The sequence below is a fragment of the Fictibacillus sp. 18YEL24 genome (assembly GCF_015903855.1).
Lineage (GTDB): Bacteria > Bacillota > Bacilli > Bacillales > Fictibacillaceae > Fictibacillus > Fictibacillus phosphorivorans_C.
This window is the reverse complement of the sequence record NZ_JACZDT010000001.1, coordinates 600,859-618,172: the sequence shown is the minus strand read 5'-3', so window position 1 is coordinate 618,172 and position 17,314 is coordinate 600,859. Positions and strand designations below refer to the sequence as shown.

Annotated in this window: 21 protein-coding genes; 17 read left to right on the top strand and 4 right to left on the bottom strand. The window is 36.5% G+C overall.

The window, feature by feature from the left end:
* The first annotated feature begins 150 nt into the window (after positions 1 to 150).
* A complete protein-coding gene (locus HU823_RS03185; protein WP_144699543.1) occupies positions 151 to 873 on the top strand; it encodes an alpha/beta fold hydrolase in 723 nt (240 codons plus the stop codon).
* A gap of 16 nt (positions 874 to 889) precedes the next feature.
* A complete protein-coding gene (locus HU823_RS03180; protein WP_144699545.1) occupies positions 890 to 1,576 on the top strand; it encodes a DUF5694 domain-containing protein in 687 nt (228 codons plus the stop codon).
* 44 nt (positions 1,577 to 1,620) lie between these two features.
* Here the strand turns inward: HU823_RS03180 and HU823_RS03175 are convergent, their stop codons facing one another.
* Positions 1,621 to 2,334 carry an SGNH/GDSL hydrolase family protein gene (locus HU823_RS03175; protein WP_197221134.1) on the bottom strand — a complete coding sequence of 238 codons (714 nt, stop codon included), beginning with the start codon at positions 2,332 to 2,334 and terminating at the stop codon, positions 1,621 to 1,623.
* Between the two features lie 181 nt (positions 2,335 to 2,515).
* Here HU823_RS03175 and HU823_RS03170 point away from each other — a divergent pair, with 181 nt between their 5' ends.
* Together HU823_RS03170 and HU823_RS03165 are read left to right on the top strand one after the other, a co-directional pair.
* A complete protein-coding gene (locus tag HU823_RS03170) occupies positions 2,516 to 3,352 on the top strand; it encodes an AraC family transcriptional regulator (protein ID WP_197221133.1) in 837 nt (278 codons plus the stop codon).
* Positions 3,353 to 3,682: 330 nt separating this feature from the next.
* Positions 3,683 to 4,366: an N-acetylmuramoyl-L-alanine amidase family protein gene (locus tag HU823_RS03165; RefSeq protein ID WP_197221132.1), complete on the top strand. Its 684-nt coding sequence runs from the start codon at positions 3,683 to 3,685 to the stop codon at positions 4,364 to 4,366.
* 48 nt (positions 4,367 to 4,414) lie between these two features.
* On the opposite strand, the gene HU823_RS03160 is transcribed toward HU823_RS03165, so the two are convergent.
* On the bottom strand, positions 4,415 to 4,861 hold the full coding sequence (locus HU823_RS03160; RefSeq protein ID WP_197221131.1) for a hypothetical protein: 447 nt from the start codon (positions 4,859 to 4,861) through the stop codon (positions 4,415 to 4,417).
* A gap of 86 nt (positions 4,862 to 4,947) precedes the next feature.
* On the opposite strand from HU823_RS03160, the gene HU823_RS03155 reads away from it, so the two are divergent.
* The 3 genes from HU823_RS03155 to HU823_RS03145 all read left to right on the top strand — a co-directional run bounded on the left by HU823_RS03155 (position 4,948) and on the right by HU823_RS03145 (position 6,646).
* Positions 4,948 to 5,493 carry a TetR/AcrR family transcriptional regulator gene (locus HU823_RS03155; protein ID WP_197221130.1) on the top strand — a complete coding sequence of 182 codons (546 nt, stop codon included), beginning with the start codon at positions 4,948 to 4,950 and terminating at the stop codon, positions 5,491 to 5,493.
* Between the two features lie 324 nt (positions 5,494 to 5,817).
* Complete coding sequence (locus HU823_RS03150; RefSeq protein WP_144699557.1) at positions 5,818 to 6,090, top strand: AbrB/MazE/SpoVT family DNA-binding domain-containing protein; 273 nt, start codon at positions 5,818 to 5,820, stop codon at positions 6,088 to 6,090.
* Positions 6,091 to 6,106: 16 nt separating this feature from the next.
* Entirely contained in the window at positions 6,107 to 6,646 is a 540-nt protein-coding gene (locus HU823_RS03145; RefSeq protein WP_197221129.1) for an AAA family ATPase, read from the top strand.
* A gap of 57 nt (positions 6,647 to 6,703) precedes the next feature.
* Here the strand turns inward: HU823_RS03145 and HU823_RS03140 are convergent, their stop codons facing one another.
* Complete coding sequence (locus HU823_RS03140; RefSeq protein WP_197221128.1) at positions 6,704 to 7,483, bottom strand: LysM peptidoglycan-binding domain-containing protein; 780 nt, start codon at positions 7,481 to 7,483, stop codon at positions 6,704 to 6,706.
* A gap of 177 nt (positions 7,484 to 7,660) precedes the next feature.
* Here HU823_RS03140 and HU823_RS03135 point away from each other — a divergent pair, with 177 nt between their 5' ends.
* The 10 genes from HU823_RS03135 (at position 7,661) to HU823_RS03090 (ending at position 16,186) form a co-directional block, all read left to right on the top strand.
* Complete coding sequence (locus HU823_RS03135; RefSeq protein WP_186320496.1) at positions 7,661 to 8,149, top strand: ankyrin repeat domain-containing protein; 489 nt, start codon at positions 7,661 to 7,663, stop codon at positions 8,147 to 8,149.
* Positions 8,150 to 8,239: 90 nt separating this feature from the next.
* Complete coding sequence (locus tag HU823_RS03130) at positions 8,240 to 9,163, top strand: rhodanese-related sulfurtransferase (protein ID WP_197221127.1); 924 nt, start codon at positions 8,240 to 8,242, stop codon at positions 9,161 to 9,163.
* 256 nt (positions 9,164 to 9,419) lie between these two features.
* Positions 9,420 to 10,046: a phosphatase PAP2 family protein gene (locus tag HU823_RS03125; protein ID WP_197221126.1), complete on the top strand. Its 627-nt coding sequence runs from the start codon at positions 9,420 to 9,422 to the stop codon at positions 10,044 to 10,046.
* A 65-nt stretch (positions 10,047 to 10,111) separates the two neighbouring features.
* A complete protein-coding gene (locus tag HU823_RS03120; protein WP_197221125.1) occupies positions 10,112 to 10,300 on the top strand; it encodes a hypothetical protein in 189 nt (62 codons plus the stop codon).
* Positions 10,301 to 10,427: 127 nt separating this feature from the next.
* Positions 10,428 to 10,616 (top strand): alpha/beta-type small acid-soluble spore protein, encoded by a 189-nt coding sequence (locus HU823_RS03115; protein WP_066395381.1) that lies wholly within the window; start codon positions 10,428 to 10,430, stop codon positions 10,614 to 10,616.
* Positions 10,617 to 10,759: 143 nt separating this feature from the next.
* Positions 10,760 to 11,608, top strand: a complete 849-nt coding sequence (gene kynA, locus HU823_RS03110; RefSeq protein ID WP_197221124.1) for a tryptophan 2,3-dioxygenase — start codon at positions 10,760 to 10,762, stop codon at positions 11,606 to 11,608.
* 469 nt (positions 11,609 to 12,077) lie between these two features.
* Positions 12,078 to 12,971 carry an alpha/beta fold hydrolase gene (locus HU823_RS03105; RefSeq protein ID WP_197221123.1) on the top strand — a complete coding sequence of 298 codons (894 nt, stop codon included), beginning with the start codon at positions 12,078 to 12,080 and terminating at the stop codon, positions 12,969 to 12,971.
* Between the two features lie 449 nt (positions 12,972 to 13,420).
* A complete protein-coding gene (locus tag HU823_RS03100) occupies positions 13,421 to 13,843 on the top strand; it encodes an SMI1/KNR4 family protein (RefSeq protein ID WP_231607290.1) in 423 nt (140 codons plus the stop codon).
* A 724-nt stretch (positions 13,844 to 14,567) separates the two neighbouring features.
* Positions 14,568 to 15,179, top strand: coding sequence for a hypothetical protein (locus tag HU823_RS03095; protein WP_231607248.1), 612 nt, complete (start codon positions 14,568 to 14,570; stop codon positions 15,177 to 15,179).
* A 323-nt stretch (positions 15,180 to 15,502) separates the two neighbouring features.
* Entirely contained in the window at positions 15,503 to 16,186 is a 684-nt protein-coding gene (locus tag HU823_RS03090; protein ID WP_231607247.1) for an alpha/beta fold hydrolase, read from the top strand.
* A gap of 682 nt (positions 16,187 to 16,868) precedes the next feature.
* Here HU823_RS03090 and HU823_RS21800 read toward each other — a convergent pair.
* Positions 16,869 to 17,198 (bottom strand): CPBP family intramembrane glutamic endopeptidase, encoded by a 330-nt coding sequence (locus HU823_RS21800; RefSeq protein WP_231607289.1) that lies wholly within the window; start codon positions 17,196 to 17,198, stop codon positions 16,869 to 16,871.
* Between the last annotated feature and the right edge of the window lie 116 nt (positions 17,199 to 17,314).

The following is a 17,314-nucleotide window of genomic DNA, read 5'->3' as shown; positions in this document are numbered from 1 at the left end:
ACCATTCGTTATACATTCGTTATATTGAAGAACATTTGCAAGATGTCTGGTTTCTAGAACATTATGCAAAGTAGGTTATTCGATACTTAATATTGAAAATTATGGTAAATTAAGAGAGTGACAATACTTTAACGACTGGAGCTGCGGTAAATGATCTTAAATACATACACAGCAGGAGATGGAGAACCTATTGTTTTCATTCATTCAGGAGGTATGACGGGTTTAACAGAGTATGAGGAGCAAAAGGATTATTTTGCAGAAAATCATTTTAAAGTGATAAGACCTGATTTAAGAGGTCATGGAAAATCTGAAGGAACTCTTGAAGATTATTTCAATCAATGTGTGATTGATTTAAAGGACACACTCGATTCGTTAAACATTGATGAGTGCCATATTGCAGGTGTGTCTATTGGTGGAGTTGCAGCATTAATGTTTGCCAAAAGATATCCTTCTAGAGTTCAGACGCTAACATTTTCTGGTGTATTCCCAAAACAACCTGACAACTGGGAAGAACTTAGTAGACAAGAAGCAGAACATCATAAAAATCTATTCGATAATCCAGAGATTGTAGAAGCACTTAATCAAATGCATGGAAACAATGATTGGAAAGCATTGCTTGAATCATTTAATTCAGTTGATTTTTACCCTTTTCACGAAACGGGTGAACTTTCAGATGTGACAGCTCCCATCTTGTATATGGTAGGTGATAGGGAAGAACTCGAAGTGGAAGCAGCGGTTACGTATAAGAAATTACATGCTAACACGCAAATAGCTGTCATCCCATTTGCTGGACACTTGGTACATAGAGAGCAACCGGATTTATATTCAAGAACTTTATCTGCGTTTATAGAGAACAGTAAAGTTTTAATCTAAGAATGAGGATTAGTATATGAAAGAAATCATTTTAGTAGGGACTTATCATTTTGAACAGCAGAAAATAATAGTAGCCGATAAAATAAATGAAATTATAGAACTAGTTGACTATTTAATGAATTTTAATCCATCTAAAATAGCATTAGAGTGGGAAATGACACAGAATGAAGAGTTAAATAGAGAATATGAGCAAACAGATGATAACTACCCCATATGCGAAATTCATCAGATTGGATTTAGATTAGCACAACGACTGCAACACGAAAGGGTATATGCAATAAATTGGACAGGAAATTTAACTGAAGAAGATTTAACTGATCTCAACAAATCAGTTAAGTTTTATCCAAACATTGAAAGTGAGATGTTTAGTTTATTAGAACAAACACCTGAGATAAAATCTGATGTGAGTATACTCCACTCATTTAAAGAGATAAACGATACCAGCTACATTAAAGAGCTAGAGAAATTGTATTTATCTTTTGTGGAAATAGAAGATGAAAAAGGAGAAAAGGTAGGTTTCTCCTTCTTAAATAAATGGTATGAAAGAGAACTCATGATTTTTAAGAATTTGGTTGAGCTCGTGACAAATCATGTTGATGAACGTGTACTTTTGGTAATAGGTGGTGATCACCTTTGGTTGTTAAGAAAATTATTTGAAGGTTGTGGATGGAAAGTGATTAATCCGTTTACAAGTATAGAATAACTACTCATAGAATTTTAAAGACTCGCCAATGACGAGTCTTTTTTTTATCTATCTTTTTTCATAACCTTCCAAAACTCTTTAGCAATTATCTTATATCCCTTAACGTTTAAATGGTTATCCTCAGGATTTGGCATGTATTTCTCAAAATCAGAATCGATAACATGAGCTGTAGGCACATAGGTATCACCGTTTTCTAAAGCTCTGACTTCTATTTCATGATTCAAGGACTCAAAAAGGGGAACAAGGAAATCTTGAACTTCTTCTGGATAATAAGCAAAGGGATTGTAATAGCCCATGATATAGATATCTGCTTTAGGATTTAGTTCGTCAATCGTTTGTAAGGTCGTGTTTAAATTTGAACTTGCTGCTGCAATTCCTTGTTGGGCGGTTGATGGTTCGGATAATAGTTTTTGAAAGAGATCGTTAGCCCCAATAGTAATTGTAATATGAGTAGCCTTGCGTAGTTCTTTACGAATACGGGAGTTGTTTTCAACATCGTCCTTTAATTGCTCTGAGAGATACCCCGAAATTGAAAAGTTATCATAGTCTTTGAGTTTCGAGTTCGAACGCTGAAACATATTTCTTAACATATCGGGATAACTTTCATCATAGCCACCATAAGGCGTCATTCCTGCAGCTATAGAATCCCCTAATGCAACATATTCTACATGTTTCTGTTTCGAAGGGTGAGCCCAAGTAGATGAACTGCAGCAGAATATTAGACCGAATGTGATCAAACTAGCCATACGTTTCTTCATCGTGATCCCTCTTTTCAATAATTTGTTCGTTCTATTTCATTATAAAAGCAGCGTTGTTAAGTATCCTGTCATTCTATGCTTTCAACGAACAGGTTCGAAAAGAGAATAGTAGCAGGTTTATATGGAAGAGGAGCGAAGATATACCTTTAAATAATTGCCAGGATGATAGAGGTGGTACAGTATGGAATGGATCAAACGGATGGAAGCGGCGCTAGATTATATGGAGAGTACGATGGAGGAACCTTTAAATATCAACGCAATTGCAAAAATAGCATATTCTTCGCCATTCCATTTTCAGCGGATGTTCTTTATGATTTCGGGCATGACAGTAGGGGAATATGTGCGAAAACGCAAATTGACTTTAGCCGCACAAGAATTAGCCTGTGGTTCATCAAAAGTAGTTGATGTTGCATGGAAGTTTGGATATAAAACACCTGAATCTTTTTCTAAATCATTTCGTAAAATCCACGGTATTTCTCCATCAGAAGCTCGTCGATCAGGAGCGCCGTTAAAGGCTTTTCCGCGGTTATCGTTTCAATTAACCATTTCTGGTGATCGTGAAGTGGATTATCTAATAGAAAAGAAAGAATCGTTTACAGTGTTTGGCAAAGCGACAACTCTAGCTTGTGGAAATGAAGGAAGAACTCGACAAGATTTCTGGGGAGAGTGTAAGCGCAATGGAACCATTGAGGATATCTATCTAGAATCCATAGACACTTCCTTACTAGGTCTAACTTTAAATTTTGATGAAAATTTCACTTATATGATCGGATGCGAACCAAAGTCAGTTACCGTTTCTGATACGTTTACTATTACGAAGATTCCATCAGCTACTTGGGCAGTTTTCCCGTGCCCAGGACCACGTCCTGAAGCTATATTACATGGGTTTCGTCAAATCTACCGAGAATGGTTTCCTGCAACCGACTTTCAACATGCTGGTTTGCCAGAGATTGAGGTTTATTTTACAGGGGAGATACAGAATAAAGCTGAAATATGGATTCCGGTCGTAAATAATTAATAACGTTTATGTATGTAAGCCTAACTTCATAATTGAAGTTAGGCAATTGGTTGTTAGCCAATTCTTTTCTTGTTCTTTTTACTCTTACGCACTTTTTTATCTGCCAACAAACCGTTTAATAAACTTAAGAAACTTCGCATAAAAGACACCCCATTATCTTTAAATACATTCTAGAGAATGAATACTCTCTATTCCATAGTTTATGATGAACATCTTACAAGGGATTGGACAAACTCATTATCTATTTTAAATTTTCTACTCTATAAAACTAGTAAATGTACAAACACTTTAATAGACTTCATCATACTATGAATAATAGGGGTGATGAAAATGGTGAAAATATTTATTGATCCGGGTCATGGTGGTACTGATCCAGGAGGGGTTGCGAATAACCTCACAGAAAAAACGCTAACTTTAAAAATAGGACTTCGAATCAGAGATATTCTACTAGCGGAATATAACAACGTCTCAATCCTGATGAGCAGGACAACAGATGTTACGAAGTCATTAATAGAACGAACAAATGCTGCAAATGCTTGGGGAGCTGATTTTTTCCTTTCCATTCATACGAATGCGGGTGGGGGAACAGGATATGAAGATTACATCTATCCAGGCTCTACAGCACCCACAACGACGTACCAAGATCTTGTACATGCAGAAATTTTGAAACTCGTGAATTTCAGTGATCGTGGACAAAAGACAGCAGATTTTCATGTGTTACGTGAATCAAACATGCCTGCACTTTTAACAGAGAACGGTTTTATTGATAACGTGAATGATGCAAATAAATTGAAAACAGCTTCGTTTATCGAAAGTATTGCGCGTGGACATGTGAATGGGATTGTGAAGTGCTTTAACCTTCCTAAGAAAGCGATCTATCACACAGTGGTAAGTGGAGATACGGTCTATGCTCTTAGTCAACAATATGGAAGTACCATTCAGCAGATTAAAAGCTGGAACAGTCTTGATAATAACTACAGCATCTATCCGGGTCAGGTTTTGAGAGTGAAGTAATACCAAATACACTAAAGCTAAAGTGTATTTGGTATTTTTTTTTGACAACTACGCCAGCTTTATTCCTTTTCTATAAGCTTCAAAGAATGCGAATGCTAAAAACGTAAAAGCTCCCCATAAGATCCAAGCTGCACCATAACTTACTTGATCTGAATTCGTACCATAAACCCAAGTTCCCCAAGTAAGTACAATTCCATCAAAAAATGTGGCTGTAGCAAGCCCTAAACTGATACCTGGAACAATTTGAGTGGGCTTAAGTCCTGCACCTTTTACAATAAGCAAAACAGATAGCCAAGATATTGGTAAGGCAAGTATGAAAGAAATCAGACTTCCCGTCTCGCCAAATAACCCAAAGGCATACCCAAATTTAACTGCCATTGCGCCACTAAACCAAAAGACAATTCCGAATGCCATTAAGATTCCAGTTTGTTTCATACTAAAAAAGCGTGTTTTCTCTGATTGCATAACTTCTGCTACTGCATTATTCTTCATCATCTAAATCCCTCCTGTTTTAAAAATGTAGCACTTGCTACATAATAAAAATGTAGCATATACTACATAAAAAATGCAACGAGGAAACTATGATGAAAAAAGGCGAACTACGTAAACAAGAACTACAAGATAAAATGGCTGAACACATTCTGTCTAGTGGTCTTCAGGCCATAAGTTTAAGAAATTTGGCAAAAGCAGCTGGAACGAGTGATCGGATGCTTCTTCATTATTATCAGGACAAAGAAGAGCTTATGACTGAGGTATTGACACAGATTTCTGATAACCTGATTACCATTCTGGAACAAGCACAAACAACACCTATTCCGTTTAATCAATTGGTGCCGCATCTATATCTATTAATAAAGGAGCCTGTAGTAAAGCCTTATATTCAGCTGTGGCTTGAACTAATAGCACTTGCTTCAAAAAAAGAAGATCCCTATTTTTCAATTGCAAAACAAATAGGTGATAGCTTTATCCATTATTGCTCTGAACTCATTCAAGCGGATGAGGAAGAAAAAGAGAAGCTAGCACCTTTAACATTCATCATTGTTGAAGGCATTGCTATGCTTGATGCGATTGATTTTGATCAAAAAATTGGAAAGGCATTAGAAGGTCTTTCTGATTTTCAGAAATAGTGAGGTTGTCGTGGAAGAAAAAAAACGGTATGAAAACTGCAACCTGCAACAGCCCATGTGTCTGCAGGCTTTTATTTTGGGAAAATGTTATAGGTTTATCGGCTCATGACAAATATAGAATATCCTTTTTTCACACCATTCACACCAAAATTAGTCCTATCTGCTCATTAAATTAACCCAACTCATATCCTCTTCCTATTTATAAAAGTTTTTGAGATGATTAATTCAGCGAAAAAACATAATTTACCAAGTGATGGAGTAAGGTGACATGCAGTGCAGATTTTACTTCTTCGTTTGGAAAGAAGGAAAAGGAAGGTAGAACATATGAAAAGCACGGGGATTGTGAGAAAAGTAGATGAGTTAGGAAGAATCGTTATTCCAATTGAATTACGACGAATGATGAATCTTGACATTAAAGACGGTATCGAGATTTTTGTAGAGAATGACCGCATTATTTTAAAGAAATACATACCGAATAACTCGTGCGTGATTACAGGAGAAGTGACAGATCAGAATGCCACGTGTGCAGGCGGAAAGTTTGTACTCAGTCCGAATGGTGCAAAAGCACTTTTAGAAGAATTAGAATTAAAGTTTTAAGTGTGGAGGAACACCAGTGACAACAGAACATTCAGTAACCGTTTATCTCCTGTCAGGACCTGCAGGAGTCGGGAAATCAACAACGGCAATCGAGCTTGTAAAAAGTCTATCCAATAGCGCATATCTATCTGGTGATGATATAAGTCATATGCACATAAACGGCAGAGAGAAGCCTTGGGAAAGTAAACAGGAGCATGATTTGATCTGGAATAATATTCTGAAACTTACAAGGAACTTCATTGATTATGGAAGTGACGTTGTTATCGATTACATCATCTTTCCAAAGGATGCTGAATGGTTAAGTAACCAGGTGCGCGACCTTGGTGTTAGGATTAAATACGTAGTTCTTTGGGCAGATAAGGATACATTGGTAAAAAGGGATGCCTTGCGAATTGAAGAAGAACGAATGGGCGAAAGATGTTTGATTCTTTTTGATGAGTTCTTACAGTCAGGGCTAAATCAAAAACATCTTCTTCATACAAGTCTCCTTACTCCTCATGACATACAACATGTCGTCCGTGAGATCGAAACAGATAATCGATTCAAACACATATAAAAAACATGCGGCTAGAAAAGCTGCATGTTTTTTAGTGGAAAGTCGTGCGGAAGATCCTTATTTTTTAAATAATTGTACCCAAGCTCCCTCAAAATAACCTACCCCGATAGAGTCGTAGTTAGAGCTTAAAATGTTCTGGCGGTGTCCAGGACTGTTCATCCAGTCTGTCATAACAGCTTGTGGTGAAGTTTGTCCTTTTGCAATGTTCTCACCTGCAGCAGTGTAATCGATTCCAAAGCTGCGCATCATGTCAAACGGAGATCCGTAAGTCGGTGAGTTATGATCGAAATAGTTATTCTGGATCATGTCTTTAGCTTTTGCTAAAGCAACATTGCTGAGTTCAGCATCAAGTGTTAATGGGGCAAGGCCGGCTTTTTGACGCTCTGCATTTACAAGCTGTGAAACTTGTGTAGCAGTAGAACCGACAGAAGGTTGTGCAGGAGCTGCGGATTTAGGTGCTGACTGTTGTTTAGCAACAGAAGCTGGCAGCTCGATCACTTGACCAGGGTAAACCCAGTTGATCTCTTTGATCTGTGGGTTTGCCTGTTGAATTGCCCATAAACTAACATTTGACGCCGAAGCGATTTTGTTAAGTGTCTCTCCATTAACTACTTTGTGAAGATTTGAAGATGACGGAATGTATAACGTTTGACCAGGATAGATGTTATGGCTCGTCAAACGATTCATTCCGATTACATTTGATACGCTTACATTTTGATGCTGTGCGATCTTCCACAGTGTGTCATTTTGCTGAACCGTATATGGTGTTGAAGCATGTGCTGCAGTTGTCATTACGAGAAAAGCAGCCAATGATAAAGATAATATTTTTAAACGCATAATATCCCCCGAATATCCAGTTCCCCCAACGACTTTCACTATTTAAATGTTCACATAATTTAGACCGCGAAACAACTGGGAATGAGAGAAAAATTTTGTAAATAAATGTATGTAAAAGGGTTTTCGTGTCGGGAAGTCGAAGTAGTCTTACAACAACGATCAGAAAGGGTGGATACTATGAATCTGCACCAAGCAGCAATGGATGGTAATTTGACAGTGGTTGAAGAACTTTTGAAAAACGAAGAAACAAACATAAACGCACTGAGTGAAGGGTGGTCACCTCTTCATCTAGCTGCACACTTTGGACATATGGAGATTGTGAGACTGTTGCTCGAACAAGGAGCTGATGTTCATGTGAAGTCCGGAAATAATATGGCGAACACTCCGCTTCATGCAGCTGCAGCAAATATGAAGAATCGCCAAGAAATGATCAGTCTCCTATTATCACACGGAGCAGACATTAACGAAAAGCAGAGCGGAGGCTGGACCATTCTACATCAAGCCGCTCAGCACAATGATCCTGAGATGATCGCTTACTTTGTTGAAAAAGGAGCAGACCCTTACCTTGCCAAAGAAGACGGGAAAACAGCACTTGAATTGGCAGAGGATGAAGAGGCACATGAGGCAGCTGACATCTTAAGAAACTGCACATTAAATAAAATCTAAAATACAGGATGCTTCCTGTATTTTTCTTTTTCTCATAATTTGTTATTATAGGAAAGGTAGTTTTTTAAGAAGCATAAGTAGGTGGTAATGATGGACTTTCAAGTATTATTGTATTATAAATACGTAACAATCGAGGACCCTGAAGCGTTTAAAGAAGAACATCTTGCTCTTTGTAAAGAAATCGGACTCAAAGGCAGAATCCTTGTAGCGAACGAAGGGATCAACGGAACTGTATCAGGAACGGTGGAACAGACTGAAGCATATATAAAGATGATGAAGAATGATCCTCGTTTTGCAGATACCGTTTTTAAAATAGAGGGATCGAGCGAACATGCCTTTAAAAAGATGAAGGTTCGTGTCCGTCCAGAGCTCGTACACTTAAGTCTTGAAGATGATGTGAATCCAAACGAACTTACTGGCAAGCATCTATCACCAAAAGAATGGTTGGAAGCAATGGAGTCAGAGGATGTCGTGATTCTGGATGCGCGGAACACGTACGAATATGACCTTGGCCATTTCAAGAATGCGATCAGACCGGACGTGGAAACTTTTCGCGAGCTTCCACAATGGGTGAGAGAGAACTTCAGTCAGTTTAAGGATAAAAAAGTCCTTACGTATTGTACGGGCGGCATTCGTTGTGAGAAGTTTTCAGGATTCTTGGTAAAAGAAGGCTTCAAAGACGTTTCGCAGCTCGAAGGCGGAATCATCTCTTACGGATATGATGAAGAAGCCAAAGGAAAGCTGTGGGACGGAAAATGTTATGTGTTCGATGAGCGAATCTCTGTACCAGTTAACCGAACAGGTGAAGAGGTTGTGGTCGGAAAATGTTATCACTGTGGAAACCCTGAAGAACGCTATGTAAAATGCGGAAATCCAGAATGCAACGCGCATCTGTTGATGTGTGAAGAGTGTGAGCATGAGCATAAACGTTCGTGCAGCACAGAATGCAGAGAACATCCGTGGAATCGTTATATAAAAGAATGTGAAGCAGAAAGCGAAAGTTCTCCTTTGTAGGAGGGCTTTTTCTTTTTTGTGAGAGAGTTGATGAACACAGCGTCCACTCATGGTGGAAAATATGAGCGTTGTCTGTTTGAAAGAGACATCGGTGAATAAATACGTAGTAATTATAGATTTTTACGTAGTAATCTTATTTTTTTACGAGGTAATTTCAATTAATTACGTAGTAAATTGATTTTTATCCGTAAACCCCCGAATTGCTATTCCTAATTTTGGATGCCCTGAAGTAATATAATATGTAGGGGGAATAACAATGAACGTAATTTTGAGTTTATGTATGTTGATTTTTATCAGTCTTTCGTTTTACAGCTCAAGTTTCATAACCACTTTTGATTCGAGTTTAAGAGAACAGGTTTTGGCTCTCAGAACAGAATGGTTAAATGAAATGGTGCTAGCTATCACGCATTTAGGGGATGCAAAAGTGCTGGCTGGACTCTGCTTAATCGGTGCAATTGTTCTTTTCATAATGAAACAATGGAGAAACAGCTTGTTACTGATCGGAAGTATTCTGGTTTCTTATGGTCTGAACTTGCTAGTGAAATCCATGTTTCAAAGAGAACGGCCGCTAGATTTCCGCCTTCTTGAAGAAGACGGATACAGTTTTCCGAGTGGAAACGCTATGGTAGGGACAACGTTTTACTTATTTGCAGCCGTTCTTCTCTATCAACGGTATCAAAAGCGCTGGATCCTAGTGTCAGGTGCGCTTCTTCCGTTCCTACTCGGTTTAAGTCGTGTCTATGTTGGTGTTCATTATCCATCTGATATTTTGGCAGGGTTTGCGTTAGGCATCGTTATTGTGATCATTCTTGCCAAACTCACAGATAAACGTATCAAACAATCAAAAAGCGTTAACAGAAACAACACAAATAGAGCTGTATAACATATCAATTATTGTTCAGATTTGGTATAATAAGACGGAATTGTTTACCGAAAGGGTGCAAAGATATGTTACCAATCGTATTTCCAGAGAACAAACTTGAGTACATACCGGCTTTGATTACGCTTGCCCTCTTTACGATTTTTGCTTGGAGAACGGTAGTCTTTTTTAAGAAACATTCTGCAAAAGAGTTAAAGAGAGCACAATTAATAGAAGAAGATTTGTTAAGCCAAGAGCTGAAAAACAAGGACATATGACGAGTTCTTGTTTTTTTTTGAAAAAAATTTATATTTCTATGAATAGGTTTTCAGAATTAACCCATACTACATTTAACGGAAAACAATTCAGTTTTTCGTACATATTATCCCAAAGGAGGGAAATCGCATGGCACGTAATAACAGCAACCAAATCGTGGTTCCTGGAGCACAAGGAGCTCTTGACGCAATGAAACAAGAGATCGCTGCTGAGTTCGGAGTACATCTTGGACCAGACACAACTTCTCGTGCAAACGGATCTGTAGGTGGCGAAATCACTAAGCGTCTTGTAGCTCAAGCGCTAGGCGGACTTCGTTAATCAGTAACCTCCTTGTAAGAAGAAACCCGGAATTCGTTCCGGGTTTTATTTTTTTGTCCAAATATAAATCTCAATACACCCCTAAGAATCATGTATAATGAAAGCGGTGACATACCAGTAATTTGTCGGGGGAGTGGATTTCAATGACAGAACAGAAAAAATTGGACAGCAAAGAAACAGAAAAAGGACTTCACACGGACTTTATCAATCAAATGACGTATGGCGAATACCTGAACCTAGATAAGATCTTGTCTGGTCAGAAAAGGCTTTCCGGTCATCACGATGAAATGTTGTTTATCATTATCCACCAAGTATCAGAGCTATGGATGAAACTCATCCTTCACGAGACGCGTTCAGCAATTTCTTCGATTGAGAGCGGAAATCTTCATTCAGCTTTTAAAATGCTAGCACGTGTTTCAAAGATTCAATCTCAGATCATCGAATCATGGGACGTGCTTTCAACCTTAACGCCAGCAGAATACATGGAGTTTCGCGATAAGCTTGGACAAGCATCAGGCTTTCAATCGTATCAATACCGCATGATTGAATTTGCACTCGGTTATAAGACACCGCACATTTTAGAAATCTACAAAAAAGACGCAGATCTTCATGAACAGCTAACGGCTGCTCTTCATACACCAAGTTTGTACGACGTTTCCATTCAGGCACTCGCAAAAGCGGGGCTTCATATCGACGAAGAAGTGCTAAACCGTGATGTAACAAAGCGTTATGAATACAACGCATCAGTAGAAGCAGCTTGGTTAGAAGTGTACCGAAACGTAGAGAAGTATTGGGATCTGTATGAATTAGCAGAAAAGCTTGTAGATATCGAAGACTGGCTGCAACAGTGGCGATTCCGCCATATGAAGACTGTAGAACGCATCATAGGTTTCAAAGTTGGAACAGGCGGATCATCAGGTGTGAACTATCTGAAGAAGGTATTAGATCAACGCTTCTTCCCTGAGCTTTGGGATCTGCGTACGAGCATATAAGTTTTAGGGTATTTTTTTAGGGTCTGAATATTAGAAAAAGCGTACTGTTTTTACACAGTATGCTTTTTTTCTTCTGATTCATTTTTCTTTTTATATAACTTCTCAGTGCCATAGAAAACCCCGGCGCATACTACTCCTACAACAAGTGGTTTCAATATAAAACTTTGCTCGGTCCAGAACAAATGTATAAGAAATACAATCACAAAAGTTATTGAACAATGAATTATGATTTTTATAATGATTCCTCCCCGTTATTAGTTGTTTAGATTTTAACATAATTTGTTAAGTGTTTTTAAATTGCTTGAATGATATCTGTGTAGTGAAACTACGTCTTGTTAATATAGAAGTTACATAAAAAGACACATAAATGGATTAAATTTACATAACTAAATGATAAAATGAAGACAAAGAAGAAACACTTTCCTTTATTTTCAAACTAAAAAATGGCTTATGATAAGGGAGATTTATTATGAATGATAGCACCATGATTTTATCTGACGGAAGACGTTTAGGATACTCAGTATATGGTGATCCAGACGGAATTCCATTATTATTATTATTTCACGGAACACCAGGATCAAGAGTGTGGTTTACAGAAGATGATCCTATCGCAAAAGAATTATCTATTTGTTTGATCGCTACTGATCGCCCTGGTTACGGTTTATCAGATAAGAAAAATAATGGCACATTGTTAGATTATGCTCAGGATATTAAAGAACTTGCCGAGCATTTACAGTTAGATACGTTCTCGGTTTTAGGTGTTTCGGGAGGTGGAGCATTTGCTGCAGCTGTTACATCTGCTCTTCCTAAAAAAGTCGACACATGTATTTTGGTCTGTACGGCTACACCGTTCAAAAATGGAAAACCTCCGAAAACCATGTCAAAAGAGAATCGTTTGGCCTTTTATCTTACAAACCACTTTCCTTGGTTGCTTAAGTTGATAGAGAAGTCGAAGAAAAAGTTAGTTGATCACAAACCTGAAGTATACAAAGAGAATCTGAAAAAAGGTGGTTCTCATCTCTCGGATTGGGACAACAAAATATTATTAGATGATGATGTGCTTGAAAATGGAGTGCTGCATTCTAAGGAAGCCTATCGTCAAGGAGTAGATGGAGTTATTGATGAAGGAAAATTATTAACGAGAGATTGGGGATTTAAAGTAGAGGACTTAGAAAGACCTGTAATCGTTTGGCATGGCGAGAAAGATACATTTTCACCTATCATTGAAGTGAAAAACATGGCTAACAAGATTCCTTATGTAAAAACCAATTATTTAGAAGAAGCTGGACATTTCTTAACGGAAAGTGAAGAGGTATGGAAGTCAATCTTAGTTAACTTTAGAGAATCACTAATTAAATATTAATTATCTTTAGAGATTAGACTGAAGGAGAATAGAGAGAAATACAATGAAAAAGCAGATTACGGCACTTATCTTTGGTGGTTTTATAGGTGCAATTTTAGGGGTTATTGCTTACAACAATAACTGGTTAGGATAGTCATTTTTATGAAATGCTCGTGTAATACCTTGCTAGATACACATTCAATATTATGACTCTCCATTCTTTACTGGTACGTAAGTAAACACCGTATCTTAAAGGAATGTTGATAGTTATTCGTTCACATTGAAAGTGAACTATGTTATGCTTTTTTCCAGTTTTGTAGCTATTGCAATTAAACTAATAGCTTGCACGGAAAAGGCATAATGGTTAGAAGAGCATAACGGATTTGAACCTCGCTCATGCGGGTTTTATAATTTCCTATAAAAGGTTTTATCGATTATTGAATAAACTAAGAAAAAGTTATTGTGAGGTGATGAGTTTGACTGATCAACTCGATTTTTTACAAAAATTTCTTCATGAAGATATCTATCAACGCGGTGACAAAAATCAAGTGCATGATAGTTTATTAAAGTTAGGAACAGAACCCTCAGACATTTTTAAGTCTTTTTATTACAAATATGAAGGTCCATTTTGGGAAGAAAATGTACCGTTTGAACTTCTTGATATAACAGAAGTTGAGTCTTTCACTCAAATTGCTAGAAATGAACACAATTTTTCAAAACACTATTTAGTCTTAAGTGAAATGAGTGCAAATTCTGTGCTCGTTCTTAATGCGTTAAATGATCATGTTTATATAGTTGATTTTGAAGGTGGAGATGAGAAACTGATACGGGGAGAACTAAAACCCACATGGTTGACGTTTTACGAATTCTTACAAGCATACTTTGTTGTATGATAAAGTTTTAGTTTTCGGGATGAGGAAAGAACTATGAAAGACACCTTAATCGCTTTTTATATCATTCTATGTGCAGGTATAATAGGTTGTAGCTTTTTGTTGTATTCTATTACGTACGCCCTCTTTCTTTTGTTTGTATTTATCTTTATGTACTCAGATATCTTTAATCAGAACAGATCTAATGTGGCTGTATTTTTAATAGCACTATTAAAATTATGCATTTTTCTGTTAGGAGGATATCTTTACGTAGAAAATGTACCTGTTTATAATTTAATGGGTTTTGATTTCCGATTTCCTTTTTTAGTGTTCTTTCCAGGGGTATTATACTTTGTATTAGGTTTGCCGTTTTTGTTACTCCGTAGGAAAAAATGAGTTCACAAATTTATGTTTAAAAGAAAGTGACCTTGAATTTAAGGTCACTTTGGAGGAATTGCATCATTTTTTGTGACTTTCAATGCTTTCAAAACTAACATAGTTCCTACTACGTTCAATATAATGCTAGCTCCTAGTAAAAATACCCATAAAATGAATGGCTCAGAAAAAGAAAAAGTAATCATTAAAAATGTACACCATATTAAAATACATAGCAATCCTGCCTTAGAGCTGTTCAAAAATTATCACCTCTCTCACATTGAATATTACCAAGAATTAACTTTTTGTAAAATGAAAACTTTATATTTATCTGGTGGTGATTAATATTAATACTACTGTAGGTATTTTAGGTATGACTCACGATGAAGAATTACAGAAGAAGTATGACTATCCGTTGTCTCTCGTGAAAGAATTAATTTTAGAATTTGAGCCCGATGTCATTTGCGGGGAAGTTCATCCATTAAGTTGGGAGTTATACGTAAACGAAGGAGAATCGAATGGCATTTTAGGAGAAACACAAAACGAATATCCTAGATTAATATTTCCTTTGTGTGAAGAAATGGGTATTGAGTTTGTTCCTGTAAATTGGTTTGAAGAGGATGTTTTTGAAGAAGAGCCTTTTGAACGCTTTGATTCTAATGTCAAAAGTGAATTAGAGAACAAACTCGATGATTGGAAAAAGAAGCAGCTTTCATTATGGAAGTATGGAGAGGTTCCATTTAACTCCTATGAATACGACGATGTTACAAAAGCTATGTACGAGTGGTTACATACCATAAATCCAGATGTTCAAAATATTGAATGGAATGCTCGACACTATATAATGGTTGCGAGAGTAAAACAAGCGATTAAAAAGAATACAGGTAAAAGAATTCTTTGTATACATGGGGCTGATCATAATTATTGGTATTATGAATCCCTCGGGAAACTGAAAGATATACAGTTGATCTATCCACTAAGATGAAAAGTTCTTAGCCGATTTTTTTACGTAGAAATTACGTATCACTATCAGGAGAATTAAGTCACCTTAGTAAAGTAATAGGTTCATTTAAGGGAAAAAAACAAGAAAAAACAAATCAAATCGCATAGCAAATAACATCAAAACCGTAACTGAATTCTTTGCGGTTTTTTTCTTTAATATATAAGGGTTTATTATACGAAGTTTAAATGAAATATATAAAAGTTATAACGAGTGGATCTTATTCAACAAATGAGCAATCAAATGGAATAATATGTTAAAGTTAACGTATGCCGATTTAGGAGGAGATTACTATAGATAGAATTTATATGCTACATGGTTTTATGGGAACTGCAAAGACACATTTTTCTAGCCAAATTTCTTATTTTGAAGATAGTCATGAATTAATCTTATTAGATTTACCAGGACATGGCCAATCACCAGTAACTGCATCTGAAAATTATTTTGAAAATGCCGTTGAATTTGTTATATCTCAAATTAAGAAGTATGGCGATGGATTTATATTAGGTTTATCTTTAGGTGCTTCATTAGCAATACACATAGCTCTAAGAGAAGCAGAATTGGTAAAAGGTATTATAGTAACAGGTTATTCACCCTTCATTCCTGAAGATTTGAAAGAAGTTATGGAAAACCAATACGAATACTTCTTAAATATTGAAGAAAACGACAAAAATATTGCAACACATTTTAATAATCTCCACGGTGATAAATGGCTTGACACATTAAAAAAAGTCCTTCACACGATGACTTTCAACTATCCTACTATGTCCATGGAGGACATCAAAAAAATTAAGCCTCCTGTATTAATGATAAATGGTAGTATTGAATTGCATGAAGTAGAAGCAGCTATATATTTAAAGAAACAAAATAACGAATTTGAAATTGGACTAATTCCTTTTGCAGGACATACTGCAAACATAGACCAACCTGAAATATATAATAGAATGGTTAGTAGTTTTTTAGAAAAAGCTCGTATTGGGATTACTCCATAACATGGTGCTTTAATTGAATACGGACATATGCTAACGATCAGACGAAAATCTGGTCGTTTTTGATTTTTTTTATATTCAATTATCAGGCTAATTCACCTGTTAAAAATCTTGAGAATTACGATTTTCTCCTCCAAAAGAGAACCCGTTACAAGAAAAGAGGATGGCTTTTTTTTGGTTCGAAGGCTAATCAGTTAAACAACCAATTATTTAAACACATGAACCAAAACGCAACTTAAGGTATATGATAATAATCTCTCTAGAACCTAAAGAAAGAGGTGCATGTTTGAAGATATACTTTTGGTTTTTCTTGTTGATTTCCACGTACAACTTTCTGTGGATTGATATGAGCAATTTCCGTGAGTTAATGAATCTGATCATCACGGTGGTCGGCCTTTTAGGTATCTACGGATATGTTTATCAAAAAGAAATCTTTCGAAAGATCTTTTGGAAAATTTTCTTCGTATTTGACCTTCTCTACACAATTGGTTTTATGTTATTGGTTTCGCGAGAGAAATATATACGAATTCATTCAAACGATGAATTCATATTTTCGTCTTTAGTGGTTTTAATTTTTATTTTCGTGTACTTCAGAACCCTTTATAAATACGCATTTAAGGAAACAGGTAAATAACTAATGAGAAGAGTACCGCAAGCTGGGTACTCTTTATAAAATTTTTGAGAATTATAGGATCCAACCGTTAAGAACCATCCCTATGTTTATGACAAAATGAAACAGGACCGCGGGATAGATACTCTTTGTCTTTAACACCACCAAAGCATAGAAAAGCCCTCCAAATGAAAAGGAAAGACTCATTAGAATTGGAATGCCTATGGATAGGTGTAACAGACCAAAACCGATGCTAGTAACGAGAACAGCATAAAAGGTTGAAATGTACTTTTTTAAAGAAGATAACAATAACCCTCTCCAAAGCAGTTCCTCCAATACAGCATTAATCAGAGAAAAGACCAGTGCAAAGATAAGAAGAGACCGCGAAATACTTGTACTATTCATAAGAAGTAGGGGTAAGAATATTGTCATGGATCCTAAGAAACCAAATCCTAAAAAGGTTAGAGTCTTAATGGTGTGATTTGGAAATTCGATTCGATCATTCCAGTGTGGCATCACGG

Bases quoted from the DNA above. Each gene is read 5' to 3' on its own strand.
- HU823_RS03120 (WP_197221125.1), top strand. From the start codon at position 10,112: ATGTTACCAATCGTATTTCCAGAGAACAAACTTGAGTACATACCGGCT.
- kynA (WP_197221124.1), top strand. From the start codon at position 10,760: ATGACAGAACAGAAAAAATTGGACAGCAAAGAAACAGAAAAAGGACTT.
- HU823_RS03135 (WP_186320496.1), top strand. From the start codon at position 7,661: ATGAATCTGCACCAAGCAGCAATGGATGGTAATTTGACAGTGGTTGAA.
- HU823_RS03170 (WP_197221133.1), top strand. From the start codon at position 2,516: ATGGAATGGATCAAACGGATGGAAGCGGCGCTAGATTATATGGAGAGT.
- HU823_RS03155 (WP_197221130.1), top strand. From the start codon at position 4,948: ATGATGAAAAAAGGCGAACTACGTAAACAAGAACTACAAGATAAAATG.
- HU823_RS21800 (WP_231607289.1), bottom strand. From the start codon at position 17,198: ATGAATAGTACAAGTATTTCGCGGTCTCTTCTTATCTTTGCACTGGTC.
- HU823_RS03125 (WP_197221126.1), top strand. From the start codon at position 9,420: ATGAACGTAATTTTGAGTTTATGTATGTTGATTTTTATCAGTCTTTCG.
- HU823_RS03090 (WP_231607247.1), top strand. From the start codon at position 15,503: ATGCTACATGGTTTTATGGGAACTGCAAAGACACATTTTTCTAGCCAA.
- HU823_RS03160 (WP_197221131.1), bottom strand. From the start codon at position 4,861: ATGATGAAGAATAATGCAGTAGCAGAAGTTATGCAATCAGAGAAAACA.
- HU823_RS03140 (WP_197221128.1), bottom strand. From the start codon at position 7,483: ATGCGTTTAAAAATATTATCTTTATCATTGGCTGCTTTTCTCGTAATG.
- HU823_RS03165 (WP_197221132.1), top strand. From the start codon at position 3,683: ATGGTGAAAATATTTATTGATCCGGGTCATGGTGGTACTGATCCAGGA.
- HU823_RS03105 (WP_197221123.1), top strand. From the start codon at position 12,078: ATGAATGATAGCACCATGATTTTATCTGACGGAAGACGTTTAGGATAC.
- HU823_RS03130 (WP_197221127.1), top strand. From the start codon at position 8,240: ATGGACTTTCAAGTATTATTGTATTATAAATACGTAACAATCGAGGAC.
- HU823_RS03180 (WP_144699545.1), top strand. From the start codon at position 890: ATGAAAGAAATCATTTTAGTAGGGACTTATCATTTTGAACAGCAGAAA.
- HU823_RS03150 (WP_144699557.1), top strand. From the start codon at position 5,818: ATGAAAAGCACGGGGATTGTGAGAAAAGTAGATGAGTTAGGAAGAATC.
- HU823_RS03100 (WP_231607290.1), top strand. From the start codon at position 13,421: ATGAGTTTGACTGATCAACTCGATTTTTTACAAAAATTTCTTCATGAA.
- HU823_RS03115 (WP_066395381.1), top strand. From the start codon at position 10,428: ATGGCACGTAATAACAGCAACCAAATCGTGGTTCCTGGAGCACAAGGA.
- HU823_RS03095 (WP_231607248.1), top strand. From the start codon at position 14,568: ATGACTCACGATGAAGAATTACAGAAGAAGTATGACTATCCGTTGTCT.
- HU823_RS03185 (WP_144699543.1), top strand. From the start codon at position 151: ATGATCTTAAATACATACACAGCAGGAGATGGAGAACCTATTGTTTTC.
- HU823_RS03175 (WP_197221134.1), bottom strand. From the start codon at position 2,334: ATGAAGAAACGTATGGCTAGTTTGATCACATTCGGTCTAATATTCTGC.